The organism is Deferribacter desulfuricans SSM1 (genome assembly GCF_000010985.1).
GTDB classification, from domain to species: domain Bacteria; phylum Chrysiogenota; class Deferribacteres; order Deferribacterales; family Deferribacteraceae; genus Deferribacter; species Deferribacter desulfuricans.
Genome location: NC_013939.1, coordinates 1384656 through 1409759, shown reverse-complemented (window position 1 = coordinate 1409759; position 25104 = coordinate 1384656). Strand labels below are relative to the sequence as shown.

22 protein-coding genes and 1 tRNA gene are annotated in these 25104 nt (G+C 28.5%); 22 read left to right on the top strand and 1 reads right to left on the bottom strand.

Annotated elements, in window-relative coordinates; translation table 11 throughout:
* The first annotated feature begins 258 nt into the window (after positions 1-258).
* The 7 genes from DEFDS_RS07020 to DEFDS_RS06990 are packed head-to-tail and all read left to right on the top strand — an operon-like array spanning position 259 to position 10386.
* On the top strand, positions 259-3087 hold the full coding sequence (locus DEFDS_RS07020) for an anaerobic glycerol-3-phosphate dehydrogenase subunit C (protein ID WP_041223673.1): 2829 nt from the start codon (positions 259-261) through the stop codon (positions 3085-3087).
* Positions 3072-4277 carry a hypothetical protein gene (locus DEFDS_RS07015; RefSeq protein ID WP_013008100.1) on the top strand — a complete coding sequence of 402 codons (1206 nt, stop codon included), beginning with the start codon at positions 3072-3074 and terminating at the stop codon, positions 4275-4277. The genes DEFDS_RS07020 and DEFDS_RS07015 overlap by 16 nt, the downstream gene beginning before the upstream one ends.
* Positions 4274-5023: a hypothetical protein gene (locus DEFDS_RS07010; RefSeq protein ID WP_013008099.1), complete on the top strand. Its 750-nt coding sequence runs from the start codon at positions 4274-4276 to the stop codon at positions 5021-5023. The genes DEFDS_RS07015 and DEFDS_RS07010 overlap by 4 nt, the downstream gene beginning before the upstream one ends.
* On the top strand, positions 5020-6339 hold the full coding sequence (gene miaB, locus DEFDS_RS07005; protein ID WP_013008098.1) for a tRNA (N6-isopentenyl adenosine(37)-C2)-methylthiotransferase MiaB: 1320 nt from the start codon (positions 5020-5022) through the stop codon (positions 6337-6339). The genes DEFDS_RS07010 and miaB overlap by 4 nt, the downstream gene beginning before the upstream one ends.
* 6 nt (positions 6340-6345) lie before the next feature.
* Positions 6346-6822 (top strand): bifunctional nuclease family protein, encoded by a 477-nt coding sequence (locus DEFDS_RS07000; RefSeq protein ID WP_041223672.1) that lies wholly within the window; start codon positions 6346-6348, stop codon positions 6820-6822.
* A complete protein-coding gene (locus tag DEFDS_RS06995; RefSeq protein ID WP_013008096.1) occupies positions 6810-7946 on the top strand; it encodes a metallophosphoesterase family protein in 1137 nt (378 codons plus the stop codon). Before DEFDS_RS07000 ends, DEFDS_RS06995 begins: the two co-directional genes overlap by 13 nt.
* Entirely contained in the window at positions 7933-10386 is a 2454-nt protein-coding gene (locus DEFDS_RS06990) for an AAA family ATPase (RefSeq protein WP_013008095.1), read from the top strand. Before DEFDS_RS06995 ends, DEFDS_RS06990 begins: the two co-directional genes overlap by 14 nt.
* Here the strand turns inward: DEFDS_RS06990 and DEFDS_RS06985 are convergent.
* The gene (locus DEFDS_RS06985; RefSeq protein ID WP_013008094.1) at positions 10383-11546 is read right to left on the bottom strand and encodes an MFS transporter; all 1164 of its coding nucleotides are present in this window, start codon (positions 11544-11546) and stop codon (positions 10383-10385) included. The two genes, DEFDS_RS06990 and DEFDS_RS06985, sit on opposite strands and share 4 nt — an antisense overlap.
* Positions 11547-11622: 76 nt before the next feature.
* Here DEFDS_RS06985 and DEFDS_RS06980 point away from each other — a divergent pair, with 76 nt between their 5' ends.
* The 15 genes from DEFDS_RS06980 to DEFDS_RS06910 all read left to right on the top strand — a co-directional run bounded on the left by DEFDS_RS06980 (position 11623) and on the right by DEFDS_RS06910 (position 25102).
* The gene (locus DEFDS_RS06980) at positions 11623-12996 is read left to right on the top strand and encodes a sensor histidine kinase (protein WP_013008093.1); all 1374 of its coding nucleotides are present in this window, start codon (positions 11623-11625) and stop codon (positions 12994-12996) included.
* A complete protein-coding gene (locus tag DEFDS_RS06975) occupies positions 12993-13631 on the top strand; it encodes a response regulator (RefSeq protein WP_013008092.1) in 639 nt (212 codons plus the stop codon). Before DEFDS_RS06980 ends, DEFDS_RS06975 begins: the two co-directional genes overlap by 4 nt.
* 122 nt (positions 13632-13753) lie before the next feature.
* Positions 13754-14800: a multiheme c-type cytochrome gene (locus DEFDS_RS06970; RefSeq protein WP_013008091.1), complete on the top strand. Its 1047-nt coding sequence runs from the start codon at positions 13754-13756 to the stop codon at positions 14798-14800.
* A 132-nt stretch (positions 14801-14932) separates the two neighbouring features.
* Positions 14933-15005 (top strand) — tRNA-Gln (locus DEFDS_RS06965).
* A 12-nt stretch (positions 15006-15017) separates the two neighbouring features.
* Positions 15018-16160, top strand: a complete 1143-nt coding sequence (gene proB / locus DEFDS_RS06960; RefSeq protein WP_013008090.1) for a glutamate 5-kinase — start codon at positions 15018-15020, stop codon at positions 16158-16160.
* Between the two features lie 2 nt (positions 16161-16162).
* Positions 16163-17404, top strand: a complete 1242-nt coding sequence (locus DEFDS_RS06955; RefSeq protein WP_013008089.1) for a glutamate-5-semialdehyde dehydrogenase — start codon at positions 16163-16165, stop codon at positions 17402-17404.
* Positions 17405-17414: 10 nt separating this feature from the next.
* Positions 17415-18053 carry a nicotinate (nicotinamide) nucleotide adenylyltransferase gene (nadD, locus tag DEFDS_RS06950; RefSeq protein ID WP_013008088.1) on the top strand — a complete coding sequence of 213 codons (639 nt, stop codon included), beginning with the start codon at positions 17415-17417 and terminating at the stop codon, positions 18051-18053.
* A complete protein-coding gene (rsfS, locus tag DEFDS_RS06945; RefSeq protein ID WP_013008087.1) occupies positions 18053-18385 on the top strand; it encodes a ribosome silencing factor in 333 nt (110 codons plus the stop codon). Before nadD ends, rsfS begins: the two co-directional genes overlap by 1 nt.
* Positions 18386-18400: 15 nt before the next feature.
* Positions 18401-18667, top strand: a complete 267-nt coding sequence (locus DEFDS_RS06940) for a hypothetical protein (RefSeq protein ID WP_013008086.1) — start codon at positions 18401-18403, stop codon at positions 18665-18667.
* Positions 18668-19141, top strand: coding sequence for a tRNA (cytidine(34)-2'-O)-methyltransferase (locus DEFDS_RS06935; RefSeq protein ID WP_013008085.1), 474 nt, complete (start codon positions 18668-18670; stop codon positions 19139-19141).
* The gene (locus DEFDS_RS12670; RefSeq protein WP_013008084.1) at positions 19128-21284 is read left to right on the top strand and encodes a PAS domain-containing sensor histidine kinase; all 2157 of its coding nucleotides are present in this window, start codon (positions 19128-19130) and stop codon (positions 21282-21284) included. The genes DEFDS_RS06935 and DEFDS_RS12670 overlap by 14 nt, the downstream gene beginning before the upstream one ends.
* 9 nt (positions 21285-21293) lie before the next feature.
* Positions 21294-22637 (top strand): sigma-54-dependent transcriptional regulator, encoded by a 1344-nt coding sequence (locus DEFDS_RS06925; RefSeq protein WP_013008083.1) that lies wholly within the window; start codon positions 21294-21296, stop codon positions 22635-22637.
* A complete protein-coding gene (locus DEFDS_RS06920; RefSeq protein WP_013008082.1) occupies positions 22634-23602 on the top strand; it encodes a TRAP transporter substrate-binding protein in 969 nt (322 codons plus the stop codon). The genes DEFDS_RS06925 and DEFDS_RS06920 overlap by 4 nt, the downstream gene beginning before the upstream one ends.
* Before the next feature lie 74 nt (positions 23603-23676).
* The gene (locus DEFDS_RS06915; RefSeq protein WP_153801479.1) at positions 23677-23892 is read left to right on the top strand and encodes a hypothetical protein; all 216 of its coding nucleotides are present in this window, start codon (positions 23677-23679) and stop codon (positions 23890-23892) included.
* Positions 23893-23899: 7 nt separating this feature from the next.
* Complete coding sequence (locus DEFDS_RS06910) at positions 23900-25102, top strand: hypothetical protein (protein WP_013008081.1); 1203 nt, start codon at positions 23900-23902, stop codon at positions 25100-25102.
* The last annotated feature ends 2 nt before the right edge of the window (positions 25103-25104 follow it).

Sequence of the window (25104 nt, the reverse complement as noted above, 5' to 3'; positions counted from 1 at the left end):
AGCAATTTCAAGTAAGACGAGGTTTTTGCACAATAATAATTGCTTAAGCACCTCAGATTGCTTCGCTAATGCTCGCAATGACAAATTTCCTAGTCATTGCGAGGAAGCGTAAGCTGATGAAGCAATCTCAGAATTATTTTAGTTTCAAAATATTATCCTATTGTGCAATATTCTTACTTCTTTAATCTTTACTTTTGTAAATGTATCGTTATATTTTTAGCTAATCAGATGTCTACTTTGATAATAAGGGAGTAAATGATGCCGCAATTGACAGATAATATTTTTGATGAACTTCATGAATTTATAAAAGGGGATGTTTATACGGATAAACTTAGAAGGTATATGCATTCTACGGATGGTAGTATTTATAGGGTTGAGCCTTCATGTGTCGTATATCCTAAGGATGAAGAGGATGTTGTTACTGTGATTAATTTTGCCCAAAAGTATGGGTTGACTATTCATCCAAGGGGGGCGGGTAGTGGGCTTTGTGGCTCTGCTATAGGTAAAGGTATAGTTATAGATTTTATGAAATATATGAATAGGTTATTGGAGTTAAATTTAGAAGAGGGTTATTTCGTATGTGAGCCTGGCTTTAGATTTGGTGAGCTTGAGGCAATTTTAAAAGACAAAGGGTATTTTTTTCCACCTGATCCATCTAGTGGAGAGTATGCGTCTTTTGGTGGGATGTTTGGCACAAATGCAAGTGGTGCTCACTCTGTGAAATATGGGAATGTTTCCGATTATGTACTTGATGCTGATATAATTTTGAGCTCTGGAGAAAAAATAACTTTTTCTGATATCAATTCAAAATCGTTTGATGAATTGGATGATAAATTTAAAAAACTTTATAGCCTTTATGGTAAATATCACTCAGAAATTGAAAGTGCATATCCGAAGGTTAAATGCAATGTTACAGGTTATAATTTAAGAGAGTTGGTTAAAGATGATAAATTAGTTTTGAATAAGTTGTTTTGTGGTGCTGAAGGGACACTTGGTATTGCAACCAAGTTAAAATTTAAGATTTTACCTAAACCAACTTATGATAGTTTAATCGTTGCATATTTTGATGATATCATTTTCAGTGCAAAAGCGGTTCAGATGATTTTACCGATGGGTCCAAGTGGAATAGAAATAATGGATAAGTCACTTTTAAAATTAGCAAAAGAAAATGACGAAAAACTAAGAGATAAAATACCAGAAGGGATAGATAATGTATTATTAATTGAATTTGATTCATATAATAAAGAAGAAGCAGTGGAGAATGCACAAAAGGCAAAAGATCTGATTGATAGAGAGGGGTTGACAAATAGTGCATTTCTTGCCGTGGATCAGGAGGAAAAAGACAAGTTTTGGGCGATAAGAAAAGCTGCAGTACCAATATTATATAAGCTCAAAGGGGATAAAAAGATTTTAGCTCTGATAGAAGATGCAGCTGTTCCTACAGATAATTTGGTTGAATATTTCAATGGTCTATATGACATTCTTGGGAGACACAAAATTGATTTTGTGATTTATGGGCATATTGCAAAAGGTTTGCTACACACTCGTCCATTGCTTAATTTGAAAGATCCTCATGATATAGATTATTTAAAAATATTAGCTGATGAAGTATTTGAATTGGTTCATTCACTAGGTGGAGCAATATCTGGTGAACATGGTGATGGACGTATTAGAAGTTACTATATTTCAAAGCAATATCCAAAAATTTATCCACTTTTTAAAGCTGTTAAATCTATTTTAGATGAGAATAATATTTTGAATCCTGAAATAATTACGCATTCTGACCCTTATCAGATGAAGAAATTTTTAAGATTTGGCAAAGATTATAGAAGTAAAGATTTGACTGAAAAACTGTTGGTGTGGGATGAAGGTTTTATTCCTGAGGTTGAGAAATGTCATGGATGTTCGAAATGTACCACAGTTACCACAGCAACGAGGATGTGTCCAATTTATAAATTTACAAGGGATGAAGCAGCAGCTCCAAAGGCAAAGGCAAACATTTTAAGAGCTCTAATAAGTGGAGTGATAGATGATAAGGCACTTTATGATAAAGCTTTTCAGTTTGTGATTGATCATTGTGTAAACTGTGGAAGTTGTGAGAGGGAGTGCCCTTCAAATGTAAATATTCCAAAATTAGCTTTAGAAGCAAGAAGTCAATATGTGAAAAAATATGGAACAGACATTACAAAAAAATTGCTTGTAAGTGTTGAATTAGCTGCAAAGTATACACGAAAGGTTTCACCCTTAATTGCAAAGGTTATGAAACCTAATCTTAGTAGAAAATTAAATGAACTTTTTACAGGTCTTGCTCAAGAAAGGGAGTTTGTTGCTTTTAAAACACACTCTCTTTTTGAAGAGGTAAACAGAGAAGTTGGCGAAGGTGAAAAGTCAGTACTTTATTTTTCTGGATGTTATGCAGGTTATATTGAAACGAATATTGGTAAATCAACTGTTAAGGTTCTTGAAAATTTAGGATATAAAGTAATTATACCTGAACAACACTGTTGTGGATTGCCAATGTTGTCAAAAGGGATGGTGGACAAAGCGAGAAAAAGTGTGGAGAAGAATTTGAATAAATGGGGTAATCTTGCTAAAGATGTGGATTATATCGTAGTTTCCTGCTCTTCTTGCGGTTTATCTTTGATGAAAGAGTGGAGTTATTTATTAAATAATGAAGAAATTGAGATGGTTAAAGATAAGGTAATACACATAAGTAAACTGATAAATGATAATTTTGATAAAGTGGAAATAGAGAAGGATGGTAGAAATTTTGCTTATCATATGCCATGTCATTTAAAAGTTCAAAAATATGCTAATAGTTCTATTGAGTTGTTGCAGAAAAATATGAGGTTAGGTGTAAAAAATCTTAACTCACACTGCTGCGGTATAGCTGGTAGCTGGGGTATGAGTGCTGATAATTATGATTTGAGTATGGATATAGGTAGAGACCTTGCTCAAAAAATTGTAGAGTCTGGGTGTGATGTGGTATTAACTGACTGCCCAACGTGTAGGATGCAGATAGAGCATATTTCAGAGAAAAAAGTACTTCATCCAGTGGAAGTGGTTGCACAATGTTTAAAAAATTGATTTTAATCATTTTTTTATTTTTAAGTAGTTATTTGCTTTATGCAGGAGATGTGAGTGATTATTTACTTGGAGTTTCTGCATTCAAGGATCAATTATATGATGTGGCAAAGATTAGTTTAGAAGATTTTTTAAAAGATGCAAAAGACGAAAAGAAGATAAATTTTGCTAAGTATTTGTTATATCAAATATATTTGAGTGAAGATAATTATGACAAAGCTCTGGAGTTGATAAACGAGTTAGAAAATGTAAATGATAAAAAGATTGATACAAAACTTCTAAGATACGATAAAGTGAAAATATTGGCTGAAAAAGATTGTGATTTAGCAAAAAGTTATCTAATTGAAAATTTTTATGATTACACTCTAAAAGCTTATCTATCTTCAAACTGTAAGGTGGATAAAGATATTTCAAAAAAATCATTACGTTTGAAATTGGACAATAAGTTGAGATTAGCGTTGGCGATTAAGCTAAAAGATTTTCCAGAAGAAGCTTCAAAACAGTTTGATAAAATTGATATAAGAAAACTTGACAATAAAAACAAGAAAAGTTTTGCCATTTTATTTTATAAAAATGGTAACTACGATAAATTCTGGAAAATTTATAGATATTATAAAGATAGCGATATGGTAAATTTAGCATTGGATAGGGTATGGGATATAAAAAAATATGATTCGTTTTTGAAGAGTTTTGAGATAAATAGAAAAAAATATAAGATATCAAATATTAACTATTGTAGGGCTTATAAAATTCAGAAAGAAAATGGATTGAAAGTCGATTGTGATTTATTAGATAACTGTTTTGTAAAACACGATGAGAAGTATTATGAGTCCTATTTAAATTGTTCTTTAGCTATAAAAGATATTGATAAATTTAAAAAAAGATATTTATTGTGGTCTAAGAAAAGTGATAAAATAAAATGTATGTATGCTTATGATGGATATAAACTAAATTTGTTGAGAATTTCTGATTTTAAAAACTGTAAAAACAGATATGATATAGCGGATAAATTATTGGCTGATGAAAAGGCCAAGGAAGTTTTGCTGCTATTATCAGAGGATAGTAGTGATCAGGGGCTTTATTTTAAAGTTTTAGCTTATTTATTACTAAATGATACTGCTTCTGCTGAAAAAGCTATGAAAAAGATAAAAGACAAAGAGATATTAAATAAACTGAATGAGTTTATGAAATGACAAAGAAGGTTATAGTTTTATTGCTGTTTTTACTTTTAGTTGCTGGATTGGCGGTTTGGTTTTATTTGAAAAGTGAAACTTATAAACTTTATAGAGAAGCTGAAAAACTGTATGAAGAAAAAAAATATTATGAAGCCTATGATAAAGTTTTAAAGTCATTATCTTATTATAAGTTTAACAAGAAATCGCTTGTTCTAAAAGCAAAACTTTATAAAATTATTAAGTCCGAAAACGACTATAAAAAAGCTTTAAAATTATTTAAAGAGGCAAGGAAATCGTTTTTTGAAGAAGATTATGAAACTGCTAAAAATTATATTGTGACTTCTTATGAGTTATTGATAAATATCCCGCCAGATGTACCTGTAAAACCAGAAGCTGATAAGCTTTTAAAACAGGTTAGCTTGGAGATGAGTAAATACGAAAATATTATACCAGAAAAATATATTAGAAAGGCACTTACACTTTCGGCCAAAGGTGATTATATTGGAGCTTATGAATATTTGGAGAGATTAGGTGTAGAAAATGAAAAAATTAAAAAATTAAAGATGGATTTTGCATATAAAATAGGTAACGAGAGGTATACCTTTGTAATGTCTCATAAAGGCAGTAGAGATAAAACATATATAAATGATGCTATATATTGGTTATCTAAAATAGATAAGTTGCATCCAAAATATATGGAAGCTCAGAAAGAATTAAAAGTTTTGAAAAGCTTATTATCAAACACAAATATGGAGGCAAAATGAAATTATTTATTAAAACGTTTGGTTGCCAAATGAATGAATACGATTCTGAGAGAATTGCTGCAATATTCCAGGAAAGAGGGTATTCATTAACAGATAATTTGGAAGAAGCTTCATTTGCAGTTATAAATACATGTAGTGTAAGAGAAAAACCTTATCACAAAGTGGAAAGTGAACTTGGCAGATTAAAAAAATTTAAAAAGCTTAACCCTGATTTTAAGATTGCAGTGTGCGGTTGTGTTGCTCAGCAGGATGGTGAAAAATTTTTAGATAGATTTGATTATGTGGATTTAGTTTTTGGAACTTCTGCGATAGATAGATTACACTCTTTGATAGATTTAGTTGAAAAAGGGGAAAGAATTTGTGATACAAGTGAAGGGGATGATGAGCTTTCTATCCCTGTTTTTGGAAGAGGGAAAAAAGTTTCAGCTTTTGTAACTATTATGAAAGGGTGTGATAACTTTTGCTCTTATTGTATTGTTCCTTATGTTCGTGGAAGAGAAAAGAGTAGAAAACCTTCTGAAATATTGGATGAAATCAAATATTTGGTAAATAATGGTGTCAAAGAAGTTACTCTGCTAGGACAAAATGTAAATTCTTATGGTAAAGGGCTTGATGAAGATATTAATTTCCCAAAATTGCTTTACAAAGTACATGATATAAATGGCTTAGAAAGAATTCGCTTTGTGACATCTCATCCTAAAGATTTTGATGATGAGCTTATATTTGCAATAAGAGATCTTCCAAAAGTGTGCGAATATTTACACCTCCCTTTGCAGGCTGGCTCCAATAAAGTTTTAAAAATGATGAACAGAAAATATACTTATGAAGAATACAGAGATAAGGTATTAAAAGCAAAAGAGATGATACCCGATTTGGCTTTATCTTCTGATTTTATTGTTGGATTTCCTGGAGAAACTGTTGAAGATTTTGCTGAAACTTTAAAAGCTATAAAAGAGATTAGATATGAATCAATATTTGCATTTAAATATTCACCAAGACCGAAAACGAAAGCTAGTAATTTTGTTGATGATATAACAGATGATGAAAAGAGTCGAAGATTGAATGAATTGCTTAGTATACAATCTAAAATCACTGAGGAGATTAATAAATCTTATGTTGGTAAAGTGCAGGAGATTTTGGTTGAGGGTAAAAGTAAAAAGGGAGAAAATCAATTTTCTGGAAGAAATAGACAAAATAAGGTTGTAAATATTTTATCAAATCATAAATTAAATATAGGTGATATTGTTACTGTTGAGATTGTAGAGGCTAAGAAAAATTCATTATTAGCTAAAATAGTAGAATTTGTTGGGAGGTAGTATTTGATGAAAGAGGCTTCTGTTAAGTGTGTTGTAAAGGATCCTTTAACTTCTAGATATATACTGATATTAGAAACAAATGATGGTTTTTATTTACCAATCAATATTGGGGTTTTTGAAGCCGAAGCTATTTATACTGAGTTAAATAAAATAGTTCCACCAAGACCAATGACTTATGATTTTATTTCAGGGATTTTGACAGCTCTTGATAATGTAGTGGTAGAGAAAGTGATAATTGCTGATTATGACAACGGTATTTTTAAAGCGAGCTTATATTTACAAAATGGTGGAAATACAAAATGTATAGATTGTAGGCCATCAGATGCAATCGCTTTATCTTTAAGAACTAAATCACCAGTTTTTATTGAAGAACAAGTTTTAACAAAGTGTAAATGCTTTACTAAAGACTGTATAAAAAATGAAAATAGTAATATTTTAGAAGAGATAATTACCGACCAGGGTACTACTTTTTGGGACGTATAAAATTTCTTCATTTCTCTGATTTACATTTAGGACGCCCCTTAAGTTTTATAAAAAAGGGGAACTCTTTCTCATTTTATTCTAAGTTTTTTGATGAACTGGTAGAGCTTATACAAAGAGAGGGTATCAGTTTTCTGGTTTTAGCAGGGGATATTTTTAATAGTAATTATATTGAGTATCGATACAGATTACTTTTTAAAAAGTTTCTAAAATCTATAAATAATTGTAATGTCTATTATGTTGCTGGGAATCATGATGAATATTCAGAAAAGTTCTTATCTTTTTTATCATCTGAAAAGAATTTTAAAGTTTTTGAGAAAAATAAAATCAGCCACTATACTGATAATGGTATAAATATTTATGGGATATCTTTTGATTTTAAGAAATTGGGGGAAAATCCTTTTTCGACGCTTTCTGAGGATTATTTTTTGAGTCCAGCTATTTGTGTTTTACATTGCAATTTGACAGATGTGGTAAGTGATGAACATGAAAACTATTATCCAATATCGATTGATAGACTTACAAACTTTAAAGCCAACTGTTATTTTGCACTTGGGCATATACATAAATATTTTTTAAAATCTATTGATAATAAAGTCGTTTCATATCCTGGTTCGCCCATACCTGTTAGGAGCAATGAGGTGGGTGAGCGATATGTGAATATAGTGGAATATGATAATGGTAGATTTTCAGTTGTAAAGTATCCGGTGGGTTTTCGGATAGAAGAATTGGAAGTAAAACTGGAACACTCTTATAGTTTCAGCGATATAGAATCGATTTTAATAGAACTTGAAAGCAATAATTCATATTACATTGTAAAGTTTTGTGGTGAAATTGATGCAGGAGTGTATGAAGATTTGTTGATTTCAAAAATGGATTTGATTGACAATATTTCCAACATTGTTGATATTAATATGGACAATCTTATAGTTAAAATGGATTTTGAAAGATTTTCTTCCCCTTTTCTAAATATAATGAAAGATGAATTTGCTCATTTAAATTTAGAAATAAATCCCAAATTATTAAAATTTATTCGTAAATATGGCATAGATATTGATTTCGAAAGAGCGAAAAAAAACGGTTTTGATATTTTAAGTTCAAGAATTTTTAGAGATGATATTAAGTAAATTAAATGTTAAAATAACTGACTTATTTGAGTTCAATCTTCATTTTAATAAAGGCTTAAATATTATTTATGGTCCAAATGAATCTGGAAAAACTACATTGTTACATTTGTTCAGATACATTCTTTATCCATTTGAAAAAAAATCAAAACCGTGGTTTCTTGATTATTTGCAATCTAAAGCGACTATTTATTTTTTAGAAAATTCATATGAGATATATTATGATAAAAATAAACAAAGATTTATCCCAAATGATTCACTTTTTAAATCGATTGCTTTAAATATTGATTTTAAAACTTTTAAAAATAGTTTTTCAATAAGTATCGAAGATTTAATATCATTTGATTTTTTAACGCATTTGAAGAATAGAACAGATATATTATTGCAGGCAACAAGTATTAGTGATTTTAAGAACATAAGTAATATTAAGCAGGAGTTTGATAAAAAGTTATCTTCCCTTTTTAAAGAAAGGGGTAAAAATCCTGTTATAAACAGTTTGATAATTGAAATTAATAAACTTGAAAAAGATATAGAATATTTAAAATCTCAAATTGAACAATTTGATGATGAGTACATTTCACTGGAAGAGTTGAGTAAAAAAGAATTAAGTTTAAAGAGAAAATTAAATGAACTCAAGGATAGGATAGATTTAAATAATAAATTATTAACTCCTTTTGATTCATATCTTGATATAGTTGTTCTTGAAAATAGAAAATCAGAGCTTGAAAGTGAGTTACTGGTAAAAAATGAAGATTATAAGCAAGTTAAAGAATTGCAAAGTAATATTGAAAACGTTAAAAGAGAGATTGAGAATATAGAGATAGAAGTTTCAGTATTGGGAAAAAAGTTAGATGAATATAATAACAATCAAGTAGATGAAAATGTTTTGATGAGAATACTTGCTTTATTCAATGAAGTAAAAATGTTAGATGAAAATGAATTATTAGAGAATCTAAAAAATTTGGAGAATTCTAGTTTTTATAAATTAATAAGTAAATATGATGTAAAAGATTTTAAGGTAATACTAATTGGCTTAACCGAAAAAAAGGATAAACTCAAAGTTAAGATTGAAAATCTTGATAGAAAAATAGAAACGATGAAAGCAGAGCAAAATAAATATAAAAATGCTTTTATACTTTTTGGGGTGTTGAGCTTAGTTTCCTTATTTCTTGTAAAAAAGGATGTTTTAATAGGATTGGTAGGTTTTACAATTTTCTTATTTTTATCATTTTTCATTTTTAATAAAGGGAGAAAACTAAATAAAGATTTAAAACTCATTGAAAAAGAAAAAGATGATAATCAAAAAGAGTTGGATACGACAATAGATGAAATTAAAAATTTTGAACTTGAAGGTGAAATTACTTTAAAAGATCTTCAAAAGTTTTTTGATGATATAGAACAGACTGCAGATGAATATAAAGGTTTGCAAGGCCATTTGAAAAAGATTAAAGAATTAAAAATTTTGTGCAAAGAAATAGGCTTAAAGTTAGAAGATGCTGAATTTGAAAAAAAGATTAAAATGATGCTTGCTAATTCGGATTATAGGCAAAAATTGGTAAATGATAAAGTTGTTTATGAGGAAAAATTACAAAGAAAAAGGGAGCAATTAAGGTTATTGGAAAATAAAATAAATGATAAATTAAAAGAGTTAGGTGTTGAATCACTTGAAGATTTAGAAAAAGGGGTTGAAAGATATAATGAGCTTATAAGTCTTGAAAAAGAGATAATTGTTAAAAAGGAAAGGTTTCAAAAGTTATTTGGTCTAAAATATGAAAGTTATAAAATAAAGATAAATAGTTTAAATAAATATGATATAGAAAAAGAGATTAATAAGTTGCAAGAAGAGATTTCAATATATGAAGATGAGTTGAATTCAATACTTAAAAGTAAATCAGAAATTAATGGTAAATTGAAGATCCTAGTTAATAAAAGCGAATTAAGTGAAAAAGAGGGGACAATAGAATTATTAAAAGAAAAACTCAAATATAATATTCAGATTTACTTAGACTATTTTTATGCATTTAATTTATTGGAAAATACATTAAAAAGATTTGAAAAAGAGTTTCAACCAGAATTGCTGCAAAAAGCATCTGTATATTTTGAAAAAGTTACGGATGGAAGATATAAAAAGATAATTACCGATTTTGAAGGTGATTATTTTGTTGAGGGTAGCAATACCCAGATTAAGACTATAGAGCAATTATCAAGTGGTACAAGAGATCAGCTATTTCTTGCTTTGAGGCTGGCGTTTATTGATTTTATAGATAATGAGCTTAATCTTCCAATATTTTTCGATGAGGTAACTGCAAATTTTGATGAAGAAAGAGAAGATTTATTTATAAAGTCTCTAAAAATGTTGTCAGATAAAAGACAAGTTTTCTTATTTACATGTAAATATTCTTTAGCTGAAAAATTAAAAAGTTTTGTATTTAAAATTGGTTAATTTGATTGGTGTTTTTTGATTTCGTAATCGATAAACTGTGCAAAAATTAGTGTCGTCAAACTTAAAAAAGCACCCATTAAAAATGATATTTTATAACTTATACTCCACAGGATACCGCCAATAACAGGGAAAATTACTGCAGCGATATGATTTATTGTAAAACCAACTGCCATACTTGGTGCAATATCTTTTGGATCAGCAATTTTTTGGAAAAAGGTTCTTATTGCTATGGCAAAATTAAAAAAGATGTGATCAAGGATGTACATTAGTCCAACAATAATCTTTGAGTTTGAATATGCATAGGTTATAAAAATAAATATAAGTGAGAAATATTCTAAACTTAAAACTTTTCTTTCTCCAAACTTATTTATTGCTTTACCAATTAAGGGGTTTAAAAAATAATTTATTAAATTGTTAATTACAAATAGAGCCGATATTTCTACTACAGAAAAATGGAATTTTTTTACTAATAGAAATACAGAGAATGCTACAAATATCTGTCTTCTCGCACCTGCGAAAAGAGTAAGGGTATAGAATAACCAATACTTTTTCCTAAAAATCATTTTTTTACGCTGTACTGGTAAATCTTTTCTAGAAGGATCGATAAATAGTGTTATAGAACCCAAGAAAATAATAAATACACCAATTGTAAGGAAAAGATTTTTATAGGAAAAGTATTTTGCTACGAAGAAAAGTATAATACCAATAAATATATTTGTAAGTGCTGCTATTGATCGTAGTTTTGCAAAAACAAGTGGCGATTCTGATGTGGAAAAATATTGTAGTGTCAGCGATTGATTTAGTGTTTCATAATAGTGGAAACCGAAAGACATTATTAATGTTGTGAGGATTACTCCATAAAAAGTTGGTAGAAAACCTGTCAAAGCTATACCGATACCTAAAATTATTATAGATATTGAAGCCAATCTATGTTCAGAAAAAATAAATAATAAGTATATAACTAAAAGTGCTAAAAAACCTGGAATTTCCCTGACTGATTGGATTATTCCTATTTGAAAACCGTTGAGATTTGCAACTTCAACAGCAAAATTGTTGAAAAGGGTTCTCCACCCCTGCAACCCAGAATAAGCTGCTAATGTAAGTAGCAGCAAAAAAATATACATTTTTAGACTTTCTTTAGAAAATCCTATTTTTTGCATGCCCACAAAAATATAACTTTAAGTTTAGTTGTCAACAAAAAATTGACATAAATACTTAGATAAAATATTATTATATATGTTTTATAAATTTATTATATATATTTTTTATGGTTTGTCTTTTTTTGTTCTTGGTTTTTCAATTATTTTAAAAGATAAAAGTTTTAGTAAATTAGATTTTCTTTATGATTTAAACTATTTAGCTTTATTTGCTATTATTCATGGCTTCCATGAATGGATAGATCTTTATTTATTCTTTACATCAAATATCTTACATAAACCTGAGTTGCAAAATTGGTATACGTTTAAGTATATACTGTTATCTCTTTCATATTCATTTTTAATGGTATTTGGAGTAAAAATATTTTTATACATAATTAAAACTAAATTAAATAAGATAAAAAATCTTTCATTAATTATATCTGTTTTGCTGATAAGTTTTGTAGTTTGCTATATATCGATAAATTTAAATAGTGAATCTTTTATTAGAATATTATTAGGTTTTTCTTCTGCTTTTTTAAGCGGTATATCTATGTTTATATTATCTATACGTTATAAAAAGAGTTTGTATGATGCATACTATAATTTAAGGATATGTGGAATTTTATTTATTATTTATTCTTTGATTGGAGGTTTGTTGTCTACAGATACGAGAGTTGGACCTTTTAATATGATTGTGTATAGAAGTATCGTGGCTATTTTAACTTTTTTCTTTTTATTTAGATTTTTAAAAATATTTGATATCGAATTTATAAAAAAAGTTGAGCAAAAACTAAAAAATGTTGCATTAAATGAAAAGTTAACATCTTTGGGGAGATTAGCAATGGGGATTGCTCATGAAATAAATACGCCATTGACGAATGCTTCGTTAACATTGGAGCTTATAAGAAAAAGAATTCCTCAAGATTCGAAATTATTGGATAAATTGAGTATGCTTGAGGCAAATATTGATAGAGCTTCACTTATTGCTAAAGAACTGTTGTTATTTTCTAAAGATGATAATTTGGATTTTCAAGATATTAAAATAGAAAACATTATTAATAACTCTCTAATGTTTATAGGTAATCATAAAAGGTATAGACAAATTGTAGTTTTTATTAAAGAGAATTGCGATATTGAATGTATACCTCACAAAATAGAGGAATTAATTATAAATTTACTTTTAAATGCTTTTGATGCAATTGATGATAATGGCTTAATAAAAATTATATCTAATTGTGATAAGGAATATATTTATTTTGAGATTGCAGATAATGGTACAGGCATATCTCAAGAGATTTTAGATAAAGTTTTTGATCCATTTTTTACTACAAAGGGGCCAAATTTTGGTACTGGTATGGGGTTGTATATTTGTTATAATATTGTTAAATTACATAAAGGGGAAATAAATATTGATTCTGAGGTTGGAAAAGGAACAATAGTTAGGATTAAGTTGCCGAGGAAACAAAGATGAATAAAATATTAATTTTAGATGATGATGAACAATTACTTGGTAATTTAAAGGAGTTATTTGAAGATAATGATTTTACTGTATTTACATGTTCTGATCCTGGAAAAGCATTAGAAATTTTAGAGTATGAGTCTCCAAAAATTTTGTTGGTAGATTATCTAATGCCACAAATTGATGGTATAAATTTTATAAAAAAAATAAGAGAAACTGATAAGTTGATTAGGATAATATTGATGACTGCATTTCCAACTTATGATTTGGCTGTTGACGCGATAAAAAATGGTGCAAATGATTTTGTATCAAAACCTTTTAAGTTTGAAGAATTGATGGTTAAGATAATGAAGTCATTGGAAGAATTGAAATTTGTTAATAAAGAATGTATGGGTAATGAGGTTGATGATATTTTATACTGTCTTTCAAATAATATCAGGCGAAATATAGTCCAGTTATTGATTAAAGAAAAAAGAATGAAGTTTATGGAAATTGTTAGAAATCTTGATTTTGAAGATCATACAAAACTTAACTTTCATCTAAAAATATTATTAAAGAATAATCTAATTGTTAAAAATGATGGGTATTATTTAATGACTGAATATGGTTTAAAGGTTTTTAAGTGTATTAACAATCTGTTTAAATAAAATAAGTTGTGAATTTTATTTCACAAAAGTTCTAAAAAGAGAAAAACTATTATCTGGATTTCCTTTCCATTTCAAAAGATATTAATATCATGGGTAGTCTCAAAAATTTGTAGGAGGTAATTATGAAACGGTTTATTTTTATTATTTTGAGTTTTATGCTATTTTTTTCTCTTTTAGGTTTTGCTTCAGAAAAGAAAAAAGGGGTAGGTTATGTAGGTTCTGAGGTTTGTAAATCCTGTCATGAAGAGGAATATAATCTGTTTGTGGAATCTGGCCATCCTTACAAACTGAGAAAAGCTGAGCTTGCAAGAAAAGCTGGTTTACCATTACCTAAAGGTTATACTTGGGATGATATTTCTTATGTGATTGGTGGTAAAACTAAGAAAGCTCGTTATATAGGGTTGGATGGTTATATTATCACTACAGATAAAAAAGGGAATAAAATGAAAACTCAATATAATCTTGAAGACGGTTCATGGTCATACTATCATGCAGGACAGATCAAGCCTTACAAGTGTGGTCCTTGTCATATGACAAATTATTCTCCTGAAGGACATCAAGATGGTAGACCAGGTATGATAGGTACGTGGTCATTTGATGGGATTCAGTGTGAAGAGTGTCACGGTCCAGCTTCAGCACATATTGAAAATCCTAAGGCTGTTAAACTTACTGTAGATAGAAGCTCTAAAGCTTGTGGGAAATGTCATATTAGAGGCTCAGCGGATAAGATACCAGCTAGTAAAGGGTTCATAAGACATCATGAACAGTATAATGAGTTATTAGCTGGTGCACATAAAGATTTGAATTGTGTTGAATGTCATGATCCTCATGCAAAGGCTGTAGTAAGTATAAAAACTAAATGTGCAGATTGCCATGATGATGTAGCGTCAAAATTTGCTAAAACAGTTCATGGTAAAAATCAAGTTGACTGTATTAGTTGTCACATGCCAAAAGCTGCGAAATCAGCAATCAAAAAGGCTAAGTATGTAGGTGATGTTAGATCTCATCTTTTCAAAATTAATACATCTGCAAACTATATAATGTTTACCAAAGATAGCAAATATGCTAAAAGCGAATTATCTCTAGAATTTTCTTGTTTAATTCCTAGTTGCCATGCTGGAGAAACTAAAGATTGGGCTGCAAGGGAAGCCAAGAAGATACATAAATAAAAAGACCCCCTTTATGGGGGTTTTTTATTATATTTATTTTTATTATCTGTTAGAAAAAAATAAAATAATCTGAGGTAAAATTTCTTGACAAGAAATGATTTTTTATATATTAAGAGGGCTCGAGTTTGATATTGGGGCGTAGCCAAGCTGGCAAGGCAGCGGACTTTGGATCCGCCATTCGCAGGTTCGAATCCTGCCGCCCCAGTTTGATTATTATATGAGAAAATTACCCGACATTAAAACCTTAGTCATAAAAATCGGAAGTAACCTCTTAACAAACAACAGTAGATATATCGATAAAGAATATATTAGAACTTTAGCCAAAACTATTCATAAAATCAAAAAAGATATTAAAAATATTTTAATAGTAAGTTCTGGAGCAATAGCTGCTGGGATGCAGCAGTTGGGTATTGGAACGAAACCGAAAGATATAGCTTTAAGGCAAGCCTGTGCCGCTATTGGCCAACCAAAGCTTATTCAAATTTATGAAGATGCCTTTGATGAGTATAATATAAAAGTAGCACAAATTTTGATAACGAAAGATGATTTTGCCAATAGAAGAAGATATCTAAATGCTAAATACACCATAAGAGAGTTATTTAAGCACTCTGTGGTGCCAATCGTTAATGAAAATGACACTGTAGTAGTTGAAGAGCTGAAATTTGTTGATAGTTTTGGCGATAATGATAATCTTTCTGCTCTGATAGCAGGGCTTATTGGAGCAGAGTTGTTGTTGATTTTATCAGATGTTGATGGATTTTTTTCAAAAGATCCTACAAAACACAAAGATGCTGTCTTAATTAACGAAATTAAATATTTTGATAGTAAACTGTTGAGCATGGCTGGAGATTCAATTTCAAATGTTGGTACTGGTGGAATGAAGTCCAAAATATTAGCTGCAAAGAAGGCACTTAATGCAGGTTGTTATGTGGGGATAATAAATGGTAAGGATCCTGATAATATTGTTAAGTTTTTAAATGGTGAAGAAATTGGGACATTTTTCTCGCATCTTGAAGATCCTTTGAAAAAAAGGAAGTTATGGATTGCATATGCCACAATCCCTAAAGGGGAAATTGTGGTTGATAATGGAGCTAGAAATGCTTTAATTAATAAATACACATCCTTGCTACCAAGTGGTATTGTTGATGTTAAAGGTCGATTTAGTGTTGGAGATATTGTGAAAATTGTTGATATTAATGGGATTGAGTTAGGACGTGGTAAGGTTCGTTATAATCATCAGGAAATTGAAAAGATTAAGGGTAAAAAGACTACAGAAATTATGAAAATTTTAGGATATAAATTTAGTGATGAGGTAATACATAGAGATGATTTTGTTTTATCAGATTTTTTGGAGGGGTAATAATGAACATTTATGATGAGTTTAAAAAGGTTAAAAATGCTTCATTAACTTTAATGCACTTAAAAAGTGAGAAAAAGGATAATGTTTTAAAAAAAATTGCTGATTTAATAGATAAATCGAGAGAAAAGATTAAATCTGAAAATCAGAAAGATATAGAAAACGGTAAAAGATTAGGGTTAAATAAAGCTTTAATAGATAGATTATTGTTAAATGATAAACGAATTGATTCGATGATTAGTGGAGTAATGGATATTGTTGCTCAGGATGATCCTGTTGGTATGATTGACAGAGGTTTTAAAAGGCCAAACGGTTTAAAAATTTACAAGGTTAGAGTTCCCATTGGTGTTATTGGTATCATCTATGAATCAAGACCAAATGTTACTGTTGATGCTGCTGCATTGTGTTTAAAATCAGGCAATGCATCAATTTTAAGAGGCGGTAAAGAAGCTTTGAACTCTAATAGAATTTTGGGAGATATTATAAAGGAAGCTTTAGTTTCAGAAGGTTTGGATGACAATTTGGTTTATATTTTAGAGGACCCTGAAAGAAAATACATAATGGATATGCTCAAAGCTAAAGATTATATAGATTTGATAATTCCAAGGGGAGGGGAAGGTTTAATTAAATTTGTTACTGAAAACAGTTTTATCCCAGTTGTAAAACACGATAAAGGTGTGTGTCACACATATATCGATAAAGATGCAGATTTAGAGAAGGCAGTTAAAATTGCTGTTAATGCTAAGGTTCAAAGACCTGGTGTTTGTAATGCTATGGAAACTTTATTAATACATAAAGATGTGGCAGATGAAATTTTACCTCGATTAAAAAAAGAATATGATAGATTTGGTGTAGAACTTAGAGGTTGTGAAAAAGTGAGAAATATTATTGATATTAATATTGCAACAGAAGAAGATTGGGAAGCGGAGTATCTGGATTTAATATTGTCAGTCAAAGTTGTAGAAAGTGATGAGGAAGCTATTGAGCATATTAATAAATATGGGTCATCTCATTCGGAATCAATTGTAACAGAAAATTATACCACTGCTCAAAAATTTCTTGAGAGTGTGGATGCAGCTGCAGTATATGTAAATGCCTCTACGAGGTTTACTGATGGTGCTGAGTTTGGATTAGGAGCTGAAATAGGTATTAGTACTCAAAAATTGCATTGCAGGGGTCCAATGGGTGCTTATGATTTGACAACCACCAAGTATATAGTTTATGGTGATGGGCACATAAGGGAATAAGAGGAAAAATTTGAGAGTTGCATTATTTGGTGGTACATTTAATCCAATACATAATGGTCATATAGAGCTTGCAAAAAGGGTCTATAAGGATTTTAATATTGATAAATTCTATTTTATACCAGCGAAAATCCCACCTCATAAAAATTTTGGGCTTGTTGACCCTGTAAAAAGGTTTGAGATGGTTAAAAGGGCTGTTGAATGCTGTTTAGAAGGGAATTTTGTGGTTTCAGATTATGAATTGAATTTGGATGGTGTCTCATATACTTTTAATACATTAAAACATTTTAGAAGTTTATATGATGACAGTTATTTATATTTTTTAACAGGTAGTGATATTTTTGCCACCATTGAAACATGGCAAAACTGGGAGAATTTATTTAATTACTCTAATTTTATAGTTGCAAATAGGAAAGAGATGCCTTTTGATATTATGCTAAAACGGATACCTGAAGTTTTGTTGAAGAGAGTTGTAAATTTTCCAGATTTTGTTGATATAAAATATGGGAATATTATTTTATATAAAACTAAAGAGATCCCTATATCAAGCACTGAAATAAGAGAAAAGTTTTTAAACGGGTCAATATATAATTATTTGCCAGAACCAGTTGTTAAATATATAAAAGAGAATAAATTATATCAGGAGGTTTGATGGAAAATTTAAAATTAATTTATAATGTCTTAGATGATAAAAAAGGTGAAGACATAGTAATATATGATATCAAAAATGTTTCATCTATTGCTGATTTTATGGTTATTTGTACCTGTACGTCAGAGGTGCATTTAGAAGCTGTAGCTAATGAGCTGTTATTTGTGATGAAACATGAAAAAGATCTTTTACCCATTGCTGTAGATGGTCTTGGGAAATCAAGATGGGTTTGTATAGATTTTGGTGATGTGATAATTCATTTAATGACAGATGATGTTAGAAAATTTTATGATTTAGAATCAATTTGGGGAGACTGTGATAAAGTTTCTGTTTAAATAAAAGGGGTCGTTGTGGGGACTATTAGACAAAAACTGCTAGAAGTATTAAAAGATGATTATTATTCAACAAAAGACCTTTCGAAAATATTACCAATACCTGAAAAGGATATTATAGAGCATTTAAAAGAGGTTGCTAAAAGTAGAGTAAAAATAAAAGTAAAAAATCCTATATGTAAAAAATGTGGATTTAAATTTACTAACTTAAAACATTTTAAGAAGCCTTCTAAGTGTCCTATGTGCAAATCAACATTTATTTCAGAGCCGGAGTTTAAAATTTAGATGATAGTTGCGCTTTTTGAACCAGAAATACCACAAAACACAGGTAATATAGCTAGATTATGTGCTGTCACTGATACTAAACTGTTACTTGTTGGTAGGTTGGGTTTTTCTATATCAGATAAATATTTAAAAAGGGCTGGTATGGATTATTGGAACTACTTAGATTGGGAATGGATTAAGAGCATTAATGAATTTTTTGATAAATATAACAACAAGGAATATAGTTATTTTTTTATTTCTAAATTTGGGAAAAAATATTATACTGAGATTAGTAGAGAATTTAATTTTAATAAATCGATATTGATATTTGGTAATGAGTCTTATGGACTTAGAGAGGATATTAGAAATTTGTATAGTGATAGGTTATATAGAATTCCTATGAAAGAAGGGATGAGAAGTTTGAACTTGTCAAATTCTGTTGCGATAGTGGTTTATCACTTATTAGAAAAAACTGGTTTCAATGGACTTACTTAAGAAATATTTCAAATATTTTGAAACTTACGAAATTTTATTATTTTTATTTATTTTCCTGCTATTTATTTTTGGTTCATTAGTTTTTATTGATTATAAAAGCAATTCAAAACTTTTATCTTATGCTTTTTCATATCAACAAACTTTAATAGACAATATAAAAAAGAGGATTGAAGATCTGAATGTGGAATTTGTATTAAATACAGAGGATATCTTTTACGAATTACAAAGTAACAAAAATATAGATGTGGAAAATTTAGTTGTTTTACAAAAAAATAAGTTGATACTGGATACATCTTCTATTTTTATTCCAAATATGCTTAAAACATTTAGTAATGTTGGTAACGAGGATATTATATTTTCAAAGAATATCCCATATCTTGTTTTTCATGTCAAAAAAAATGATTTCAATTTTTATAAAATAATAGATTTGATAGAAACCATTAAATCTCTTGTTCCAAAAGATTTTAATTTTGTAATAAAAAAAGGGCAGGATGTATATTTTTTAAGAGACCAGTTTTATGATGATAATTTATATAAGAAAGGTAATTTTATTTTTAAATATAACAATAAAGAATATATCGTTTCAGAATCAACAGTTATTGGGGATACAAATTTATATATTTTATCTGATAAATTAGGCTATTTTAGGGTTTTAAATAAAATAGAAAGGGTTTCTTTGATTGATATCATAATAGGTTTTTTATTTATTTCTACGTTAATTTTAATACGATATTACATTGGTAGATTTTATTATGAAAGGGAAGAGATTGAGCAACTTTTTGAAATTGAGCATGAAAAATTTGAAAGTATAGTGGAAGCTATAGGGGAAGGGGTTGCGTTGGTTGATCATAATTATAAATGTATATGGGCAAATACTTTAATTAAAGAAAATTTAGGAGAGGGGGAAGAGCATTATTGTTATTCCATGATTTGGGATGAGATAAAACCTTGTGTCGAATGTACAATGGAAAAGGTTTTTGAAACAAAGAATATTCAATCTTTTAGGAAAGAAATTAATCAAGGGGCTAAAACTTTTTATTATGATGTGATCTTATCACCTCTTGTAGATAATGAAGGTAAAGTAATAGCTGTAGTTGAATTAGTAAGGGATATTACTGATATTATTACTTTACAACTTCAAGTTCAGCAAAGTGAAAATTATTTACGTAATATTTTAGAAAATATTCCCGATGCAATTATTACTTTTGATGAGAACTATAATATATTGACTCGTAATAAAGCTGCGTTGGAGATTTTTGGTGATGAAATTCAAAATTGTAATATTAAAGATTACGTTAGAGATGAGAATTTATGGGAAATTTTAAAAGATCAAAATTTGGTTGAAAATTATGATGTTTATATTGAGGGGGAGAAAAGTAAACCAGTAAGGTTATCTATAATTAAACTTATTAATGATAATAGGTTACACTATTTAATGATTGTCAGAGATATGACAAAAATTAGAGAGTTAGAATCAAAGTTGGTTGAAAAAGAAAAGTTGTCAGCACTTGGGTTGTTGGCTGGTGGAGTGGCTCATGAGATAAACAACCCATTAGTGGGGATTTTAAATTTTGCTCAATTATTAGATAAAAAATTACCAGAAAACAGTTATGAGAAAAAACTTGTTAAAACAATAATTGAGGCTAGTAAAGATACTAAGCAGATAGTGAATAATTTGTTAGCGTTTGCTAGACATAAAGACAGTGATGTGAGCAATGTGGATTTAAAAGATTCTTTAGATTTTGCTATAAAAATATTAGGCTCTAAAATAAGAGATAAAAAAGTTGATGTGAAAGTTGATATTTTTTGTGATACAAATGTTCTAGCAAATAAAGGGAAATTACATCAATTAATCATTAATTTATTATCTAATGCCATTGATGCGGTTGATGAGAATGGAAAAATTGATATATTGTTTGATAAGCTTGAAGATAAAAGAGTTTTTAAGATTAAAGATTATGGAAAAGGGATTCCTGAAGATGTTAGTCAAAAAATATTTGATCCATTTTTTACAACAAAAGGGCTTGGTAAGGGGACTGGCTTAGGGTTGGCAATAGTTAAGAGTATAGTTGATGAATATGGCTGGGAAATAGATGTAAAAAGTGAAGTTGGTAAATATTCAGAGTTTATAATATATATTTAAGGAGTTGCCGTGTTTAGTATAGTTGTTATTGATGATGAGAAATACACGTTGGATTTTTTTGAAGCATTATTTTTAGATGATGAAGATATAAAAGTATATAAATTTCAATCTCCAATAGAGGCTATTGATAATATAGACAAAATTTATCCTGATGTTATTATTACTGATATTTTGATGTCTGAAATGAGTGGTTTGGAGGTGTTGGATTATATTTTGAAAGAGTACCCTGATATTACAGTTGTTTTAATGACTGCTTATGCATCGATAGAAAAAGCTGTTGAGGCGATTAAGAAAGGTGCCTTTGATTTCATTACGAAGCCCTTTGAGGATCTTGAAGAGGTTAGTGTAAGAATTAAGAAAGCTATTGAAAACAGTAGGTTGAAAACAGAGGTAAAAGTTTTACAGGAAAATATCAGAGAGATTTATGGTATTGAAAATATTGTAGCAAAAAGTAAAAAGATGATGGATATTTTATCACTTGTTAAAAAAGTTTCCAAAATTAATAGTAATATTCTAATAACAGGTGAATCAGGTACTGGTAAAGAATTGATAGCAAGATCGATACATGATTTAAGTGATAGGAAAAACGAGCGGTTTCTACCAGTAAACTGTGCAGCTATTCCTGAAAATCTTTATGAAAGTTTATTTTTTGGTTATGAGAAAGGAGCTTTTACAGGAGCTTATTCAAATAAAAAAGGTTATTTTGAAGAAGCTAATAATGGTACGATATTTTTAGATGAAATTACGGAAACCAATCCAAGCTTTCAAGCCAAGTTACTTAGAGTTATTCAGGAACGAACTATAAAAAGATTAGGCTCTTCTGAAATTATCAATGTTAATGTTAGGATAATTGCAGCTACAAATAAAAATTTAAAAGATGAAGTAGAAAAAGGGTATTTTAGGGAAGATTTATACTATCGATTAAATGTTATCAATATAGAGATACCTCCTCTTAGAGAAAGAAAAGAGGATATTCCTTTGTTGATTGAATATTTTACAAAAAAATATTCTAAAGAGTTTGGTAAATCTATCAAAAAGATTTCTTCTGAATTTTACAAATTTTGTTACGAATATAGTTGGCCTGGTAATGTCAGAGAGTTAGAAAACACTGTTGAAAGGTGTGTTGCTTTAGAGGATTCTGATATTTTGAGTGTGCGTTATATCCCTGAAAATATGAAACAATATAATAAACAAGGTGTAAAACCGTATAAAAAAGCGAGAGATGAGTTTGAAAAAAATTACTTATTAGAACTTCTTAGTCTTACTGATAACAAAATCTCTGAAGCAGCAAAGATAGCACAAATAGATGTTTCTACATTACATAGAAAAATACAAAAATATCTTTCAAAATGAGAATTTTTCAGTTTTTAGTTTTAATATTTTTTTTATCAATTTATTGTTATTCAAAGACTTTTAGAATTAGTCATGTTGTTTCTGATAATAGTCCAAAAGGGTTAGCGATAAGTTTTTTCAAAAAGCATGTTGAGTTCAATAGTAAAGGCAAAATTAAAATTGAGATTTACCCTAATGGAGTCTTATTTGACGATAGGGAGGCTTTGGATGCATTAAAAAGAGGTATTATACAATTTGCTGCTCCTAGTTTTTCAAAAATAGCTGATTATGTACCTGAGTTTCAGATTTATGATATGCCTTATCTCTTTAAGTCTATGGATCAAATTCATCGCAGTTATATAAGTGATGTGAGTAGTTATTTAAAGCAGAAAGCGCTTGTAAAAGGTTTTGTAGTATTGGCTTTTTGGGATAATGGGTTTAAGGTAATAACTACAAGAGATAAACCTATATTAAAACCTTTGGATTTAAAGGGGCTTAAGATAAGAACACAGGGTAGTTTTGTTATCAATAAAACACTTGAACTTGTAGGTGCAAAACCAGTTGTTAAACCTTTTAATGTGGTTATAGATTTATTAAAGGCTGGTATAATTGATGGGCAGCAAAATACCTTTAGTAATATTTATACTCAAGGATTTTACAAGTATCAAAATTATATGACATTAAGCAGGCTTGGATTTTTAGGATATGCATTTATAACAAGTAATAAATTTTGGAACAGCTTAAATAGTAAAGAGAAAAAATTGATTATGAATGCCTTAGAAGAGGCTACGGCATTTGAGTATAGGGTAGCTGAGGAGAAGAATAAGGATAACTTCATTAGAATTAAGATACACTCTAATATGAAAATTATCAAAATGGATAGTAAGATGTTAAAATTGTGGGAAGAATATTTTAAAAATTATTATAGTATATTTTATCCAGTTGTAGGAAAGAAGTTAATTGATGAGGTGTTAAGATTAGAGTAAAAATACTAATTATTTTGCAACTTTTTTTCTTTTTATTTTTTGTATTTAATTTTTTAAATCGCTTTATTGTTAAAATGGATTTTATTGGAAATCTGAATTACTATTTTGTTGTTATTGCAGCAATTGTTGCTATAAGTGGTGGGAAAATGTATTCAGTCTCTGATGAATCTGTGATACAGACTCGTTTATTTAATACCCTTTTTATTTTACTTTTTGTGGGATTCTTGTCTCAAAATTTATTTCAGTTTTTTATCTTTACTTTGGTTTTTATATTGCAGATATTATTATAGGGTGTATATGATTTTTATTATAATTTTGCTAATAACAATAGTTTTTATATTATTAGGCGTAAATATCTTTAATTATCTTTTTTCAATTGCTATTACCACAGCATTTAATCTTAATTTAGATTATGTTCAAATTAAATATCTTTTATCTGTTGCTGTTGAAAGAATTATTAAATCTGATGAGTTGATAACAATCCCTTTTTATATAATTTTGTCTTTGTTTTTTATAAGATATAAAATTTTAGAAAACTTATTTAAGTTTATAATAAAATTAAAACTATCTAAATTTTTTAAATTTTTTCTTATGTTTTTTATCCCTTCATTATTTTTACCATCATCTGTGTTGTCAAATAAGTTTATTTTAGCATTTTTAAAAAGGTATAAATTAATGGATAAAAAAGATACATTAATTTTTAGTCATATTTTTGCGATTTTTAATTTTTTATCACCGTTATCTATCCCTATTTTGGTTTATGCTTTTTTGTTGAAATTATCATTAAAGACAGTTTTTTTAACGTTTAGTTTATTTTCATTAATTTACTTTTTTGCCAATTATCTAATCTTTTTAAGAAAAATAAAGGTTAATACTATTAATTTAAGTGAATATGATAAAAGAGATACTGTTTTGACAATTATACTATTTTTGTTATTTATATACATGCTATTTGTTCCATATTCTATTTTTGATATTATATTATTTATGAATTTGATTTTCGTTGGTTATATTATAATTACAAAAAAATGGCATAATAAAATTAATTTATTGATTATTAATGAAGTGTTTGAGCGCAGTGGGGTTTTATTGGGACTTTTAATTATGTTATTTTTCTTTAATATTCTTGTTGTTTATGGTAAATATAATGATTCTTTATCAAATTTAGTTTTATCATTTTTCTCAGATAAGTATATATTAATAATGATTCTTTTACTTATAAGCTTTGTAATGTGTCAGTTTTTTGATCCTTTGGCAGTTTTAATAATTTTATTTCCATTTTATAATGTTCTTATTAATGAATATATGTTTAACAAATATATTTTTGGGTATTCTTTTATGGGCTTTTTAACATTAGGTTTTTTTAGTATGATAAAAAACTTGATGTTACATCATTATGTTTCTAAGCTAAATTATACAAAAAGTGAAATCAATGTAGATTTATTGGGATTTATGTTGTTTATTGGATTATTTTCTATGTTGTTAATATTTATAGTATGAGG

What these genes read in the sequence shown, in the direction of transcription:
- DEFDS_RS07020 (WP_041223673.1), top strand. Translation starts at nt 259, where the DNA reads ATGCCGCAATTGACAGATAATATTTTTGATGAACTTCATGAATTTATA.
- DEFDS_RS07015 (WP_013008100.1), top strand. Translation starts at nt 3,072, where the DNA reads ATGTTTAAAAAATTGATTTTAATCATTTTTTTATTTTTAAGTAGTTAT.
- DEFDS_RS07010 (WP_013008099.1), top strand. Translation starts at nt 4,274, where the DNA reads ATGACAAAGAAGGTTATAGTTTTATTGCTGTTTTTACTTTTAGTTGCT.
- miaB (WP_013008098.1), top strand. Translation starts at nt 5,020, where the DNA reads ATGAAATTATTTATTAAAACGTTTGGTTGCCAAATGAATGAATACGAT.
- DEFDS_RS07000 (WP_041223672.1), top strand. Translation starts at nt 6,346, where the DNA reads ATGAAAGAGGCTTCTGTTAAGTGTGTTGTAAAGGATCCTTTAACTTCT.
- DEFDS_RS06990 (WP_013008095.1), top strand. Translation starts at nt 7,933, where the DNA reads ATGATATTAAGTAAATTAAATGTTAAAATAACTGACTTATTTGAGTTC.
- DEFDS_RS06985 (WP_013008094.1), bottom strand. Translation starts at nt 11,546, where the DNA reads ATGCAAAAAATAGGATTTTCTAAAGAAAGTCTAAAAATGTATATTTTT.
- DEFDS_RS06980 (WP_013008093.1), top strand. Translation starts at nt 11,623, where the DNA reads ATGTTTTATAAATTTATTATATATATTTTTTATGGTTTGTCTTTTTTT.
- DEFDS_RS06975 (WP_013008092.1), top strand. Translation starts at nt 12,993, where the DNA reads ATGAATAAAATATTAATTTTAGATGATGATGAACAATTACTTGGTAAT.
- DEFDS_RS06970 (WP_013008091.1), top strand. Translation starts at nt 13,754, where the DNA reads ATGAAACGGTTTATTTTTATTATTTTGAGTTTTATGCTATTTTTTTCT.
- proB (WP_013008090.1), top strand. Translation starts at nt 15,018, where the DNA reads ATGAGAAAATTACCCGACATTAAAACCTTAGTCATAAAAATCGGAAGT.
- DEFDS_RS06955 (WP_013008089.1), top strand. Translation starts at nt 16,163, where the DNA reads ATGAACATTTATGATGAGTTTAAAAAGGTTAAAAATGCTTCATTAACT.
- rsfS (WP_013008087.1), top strand. Translation starts at nt 18,053, where the DNA reads ATGGAAAATTTAAAATTAATTTATAATGTCTTAGATGATAAAAAAGGT.
- DEFDS_RS06935 (WP_013008085.1), top strand. Translation starts at nt 18,668, where the DNA reads ATGATAGTTGCGCTTTTTGAACCAGAAATACCACAAAACACAGGTAAT.
- DEFDS_RS12670 (WP_013008084.1), top strand. Translation starts at nt 19,128, where the DNA reads ATGGACTTACTTAAGAAATATTTCAAATATTTTGAAACTTACGAAATT.
- DEFDS_RS06920 (WP_013008082.1), top strand. Translation starts at nt 22,634, where the DNA reads ATGAGAATTTTTCAGTTTTTAGTTTTAATATTTTTTTTATCAATTTAT.
- DEFDS_RS06915 (WP_153801479.1), top strand. Translation starts at nt 23,677, where the DNA reads ATGGATTTTATTGGAAATCTGAATTACTATTTTGTTGTTATTGCAGCA.
- DEFDS_RS06910 (WP_013008081.1), top strand. Translation starts at nt 23,900, where the DNA reads ATGATTTTTATTATAATTTTGCTAATAACAATAGTTTTTATATTATTA.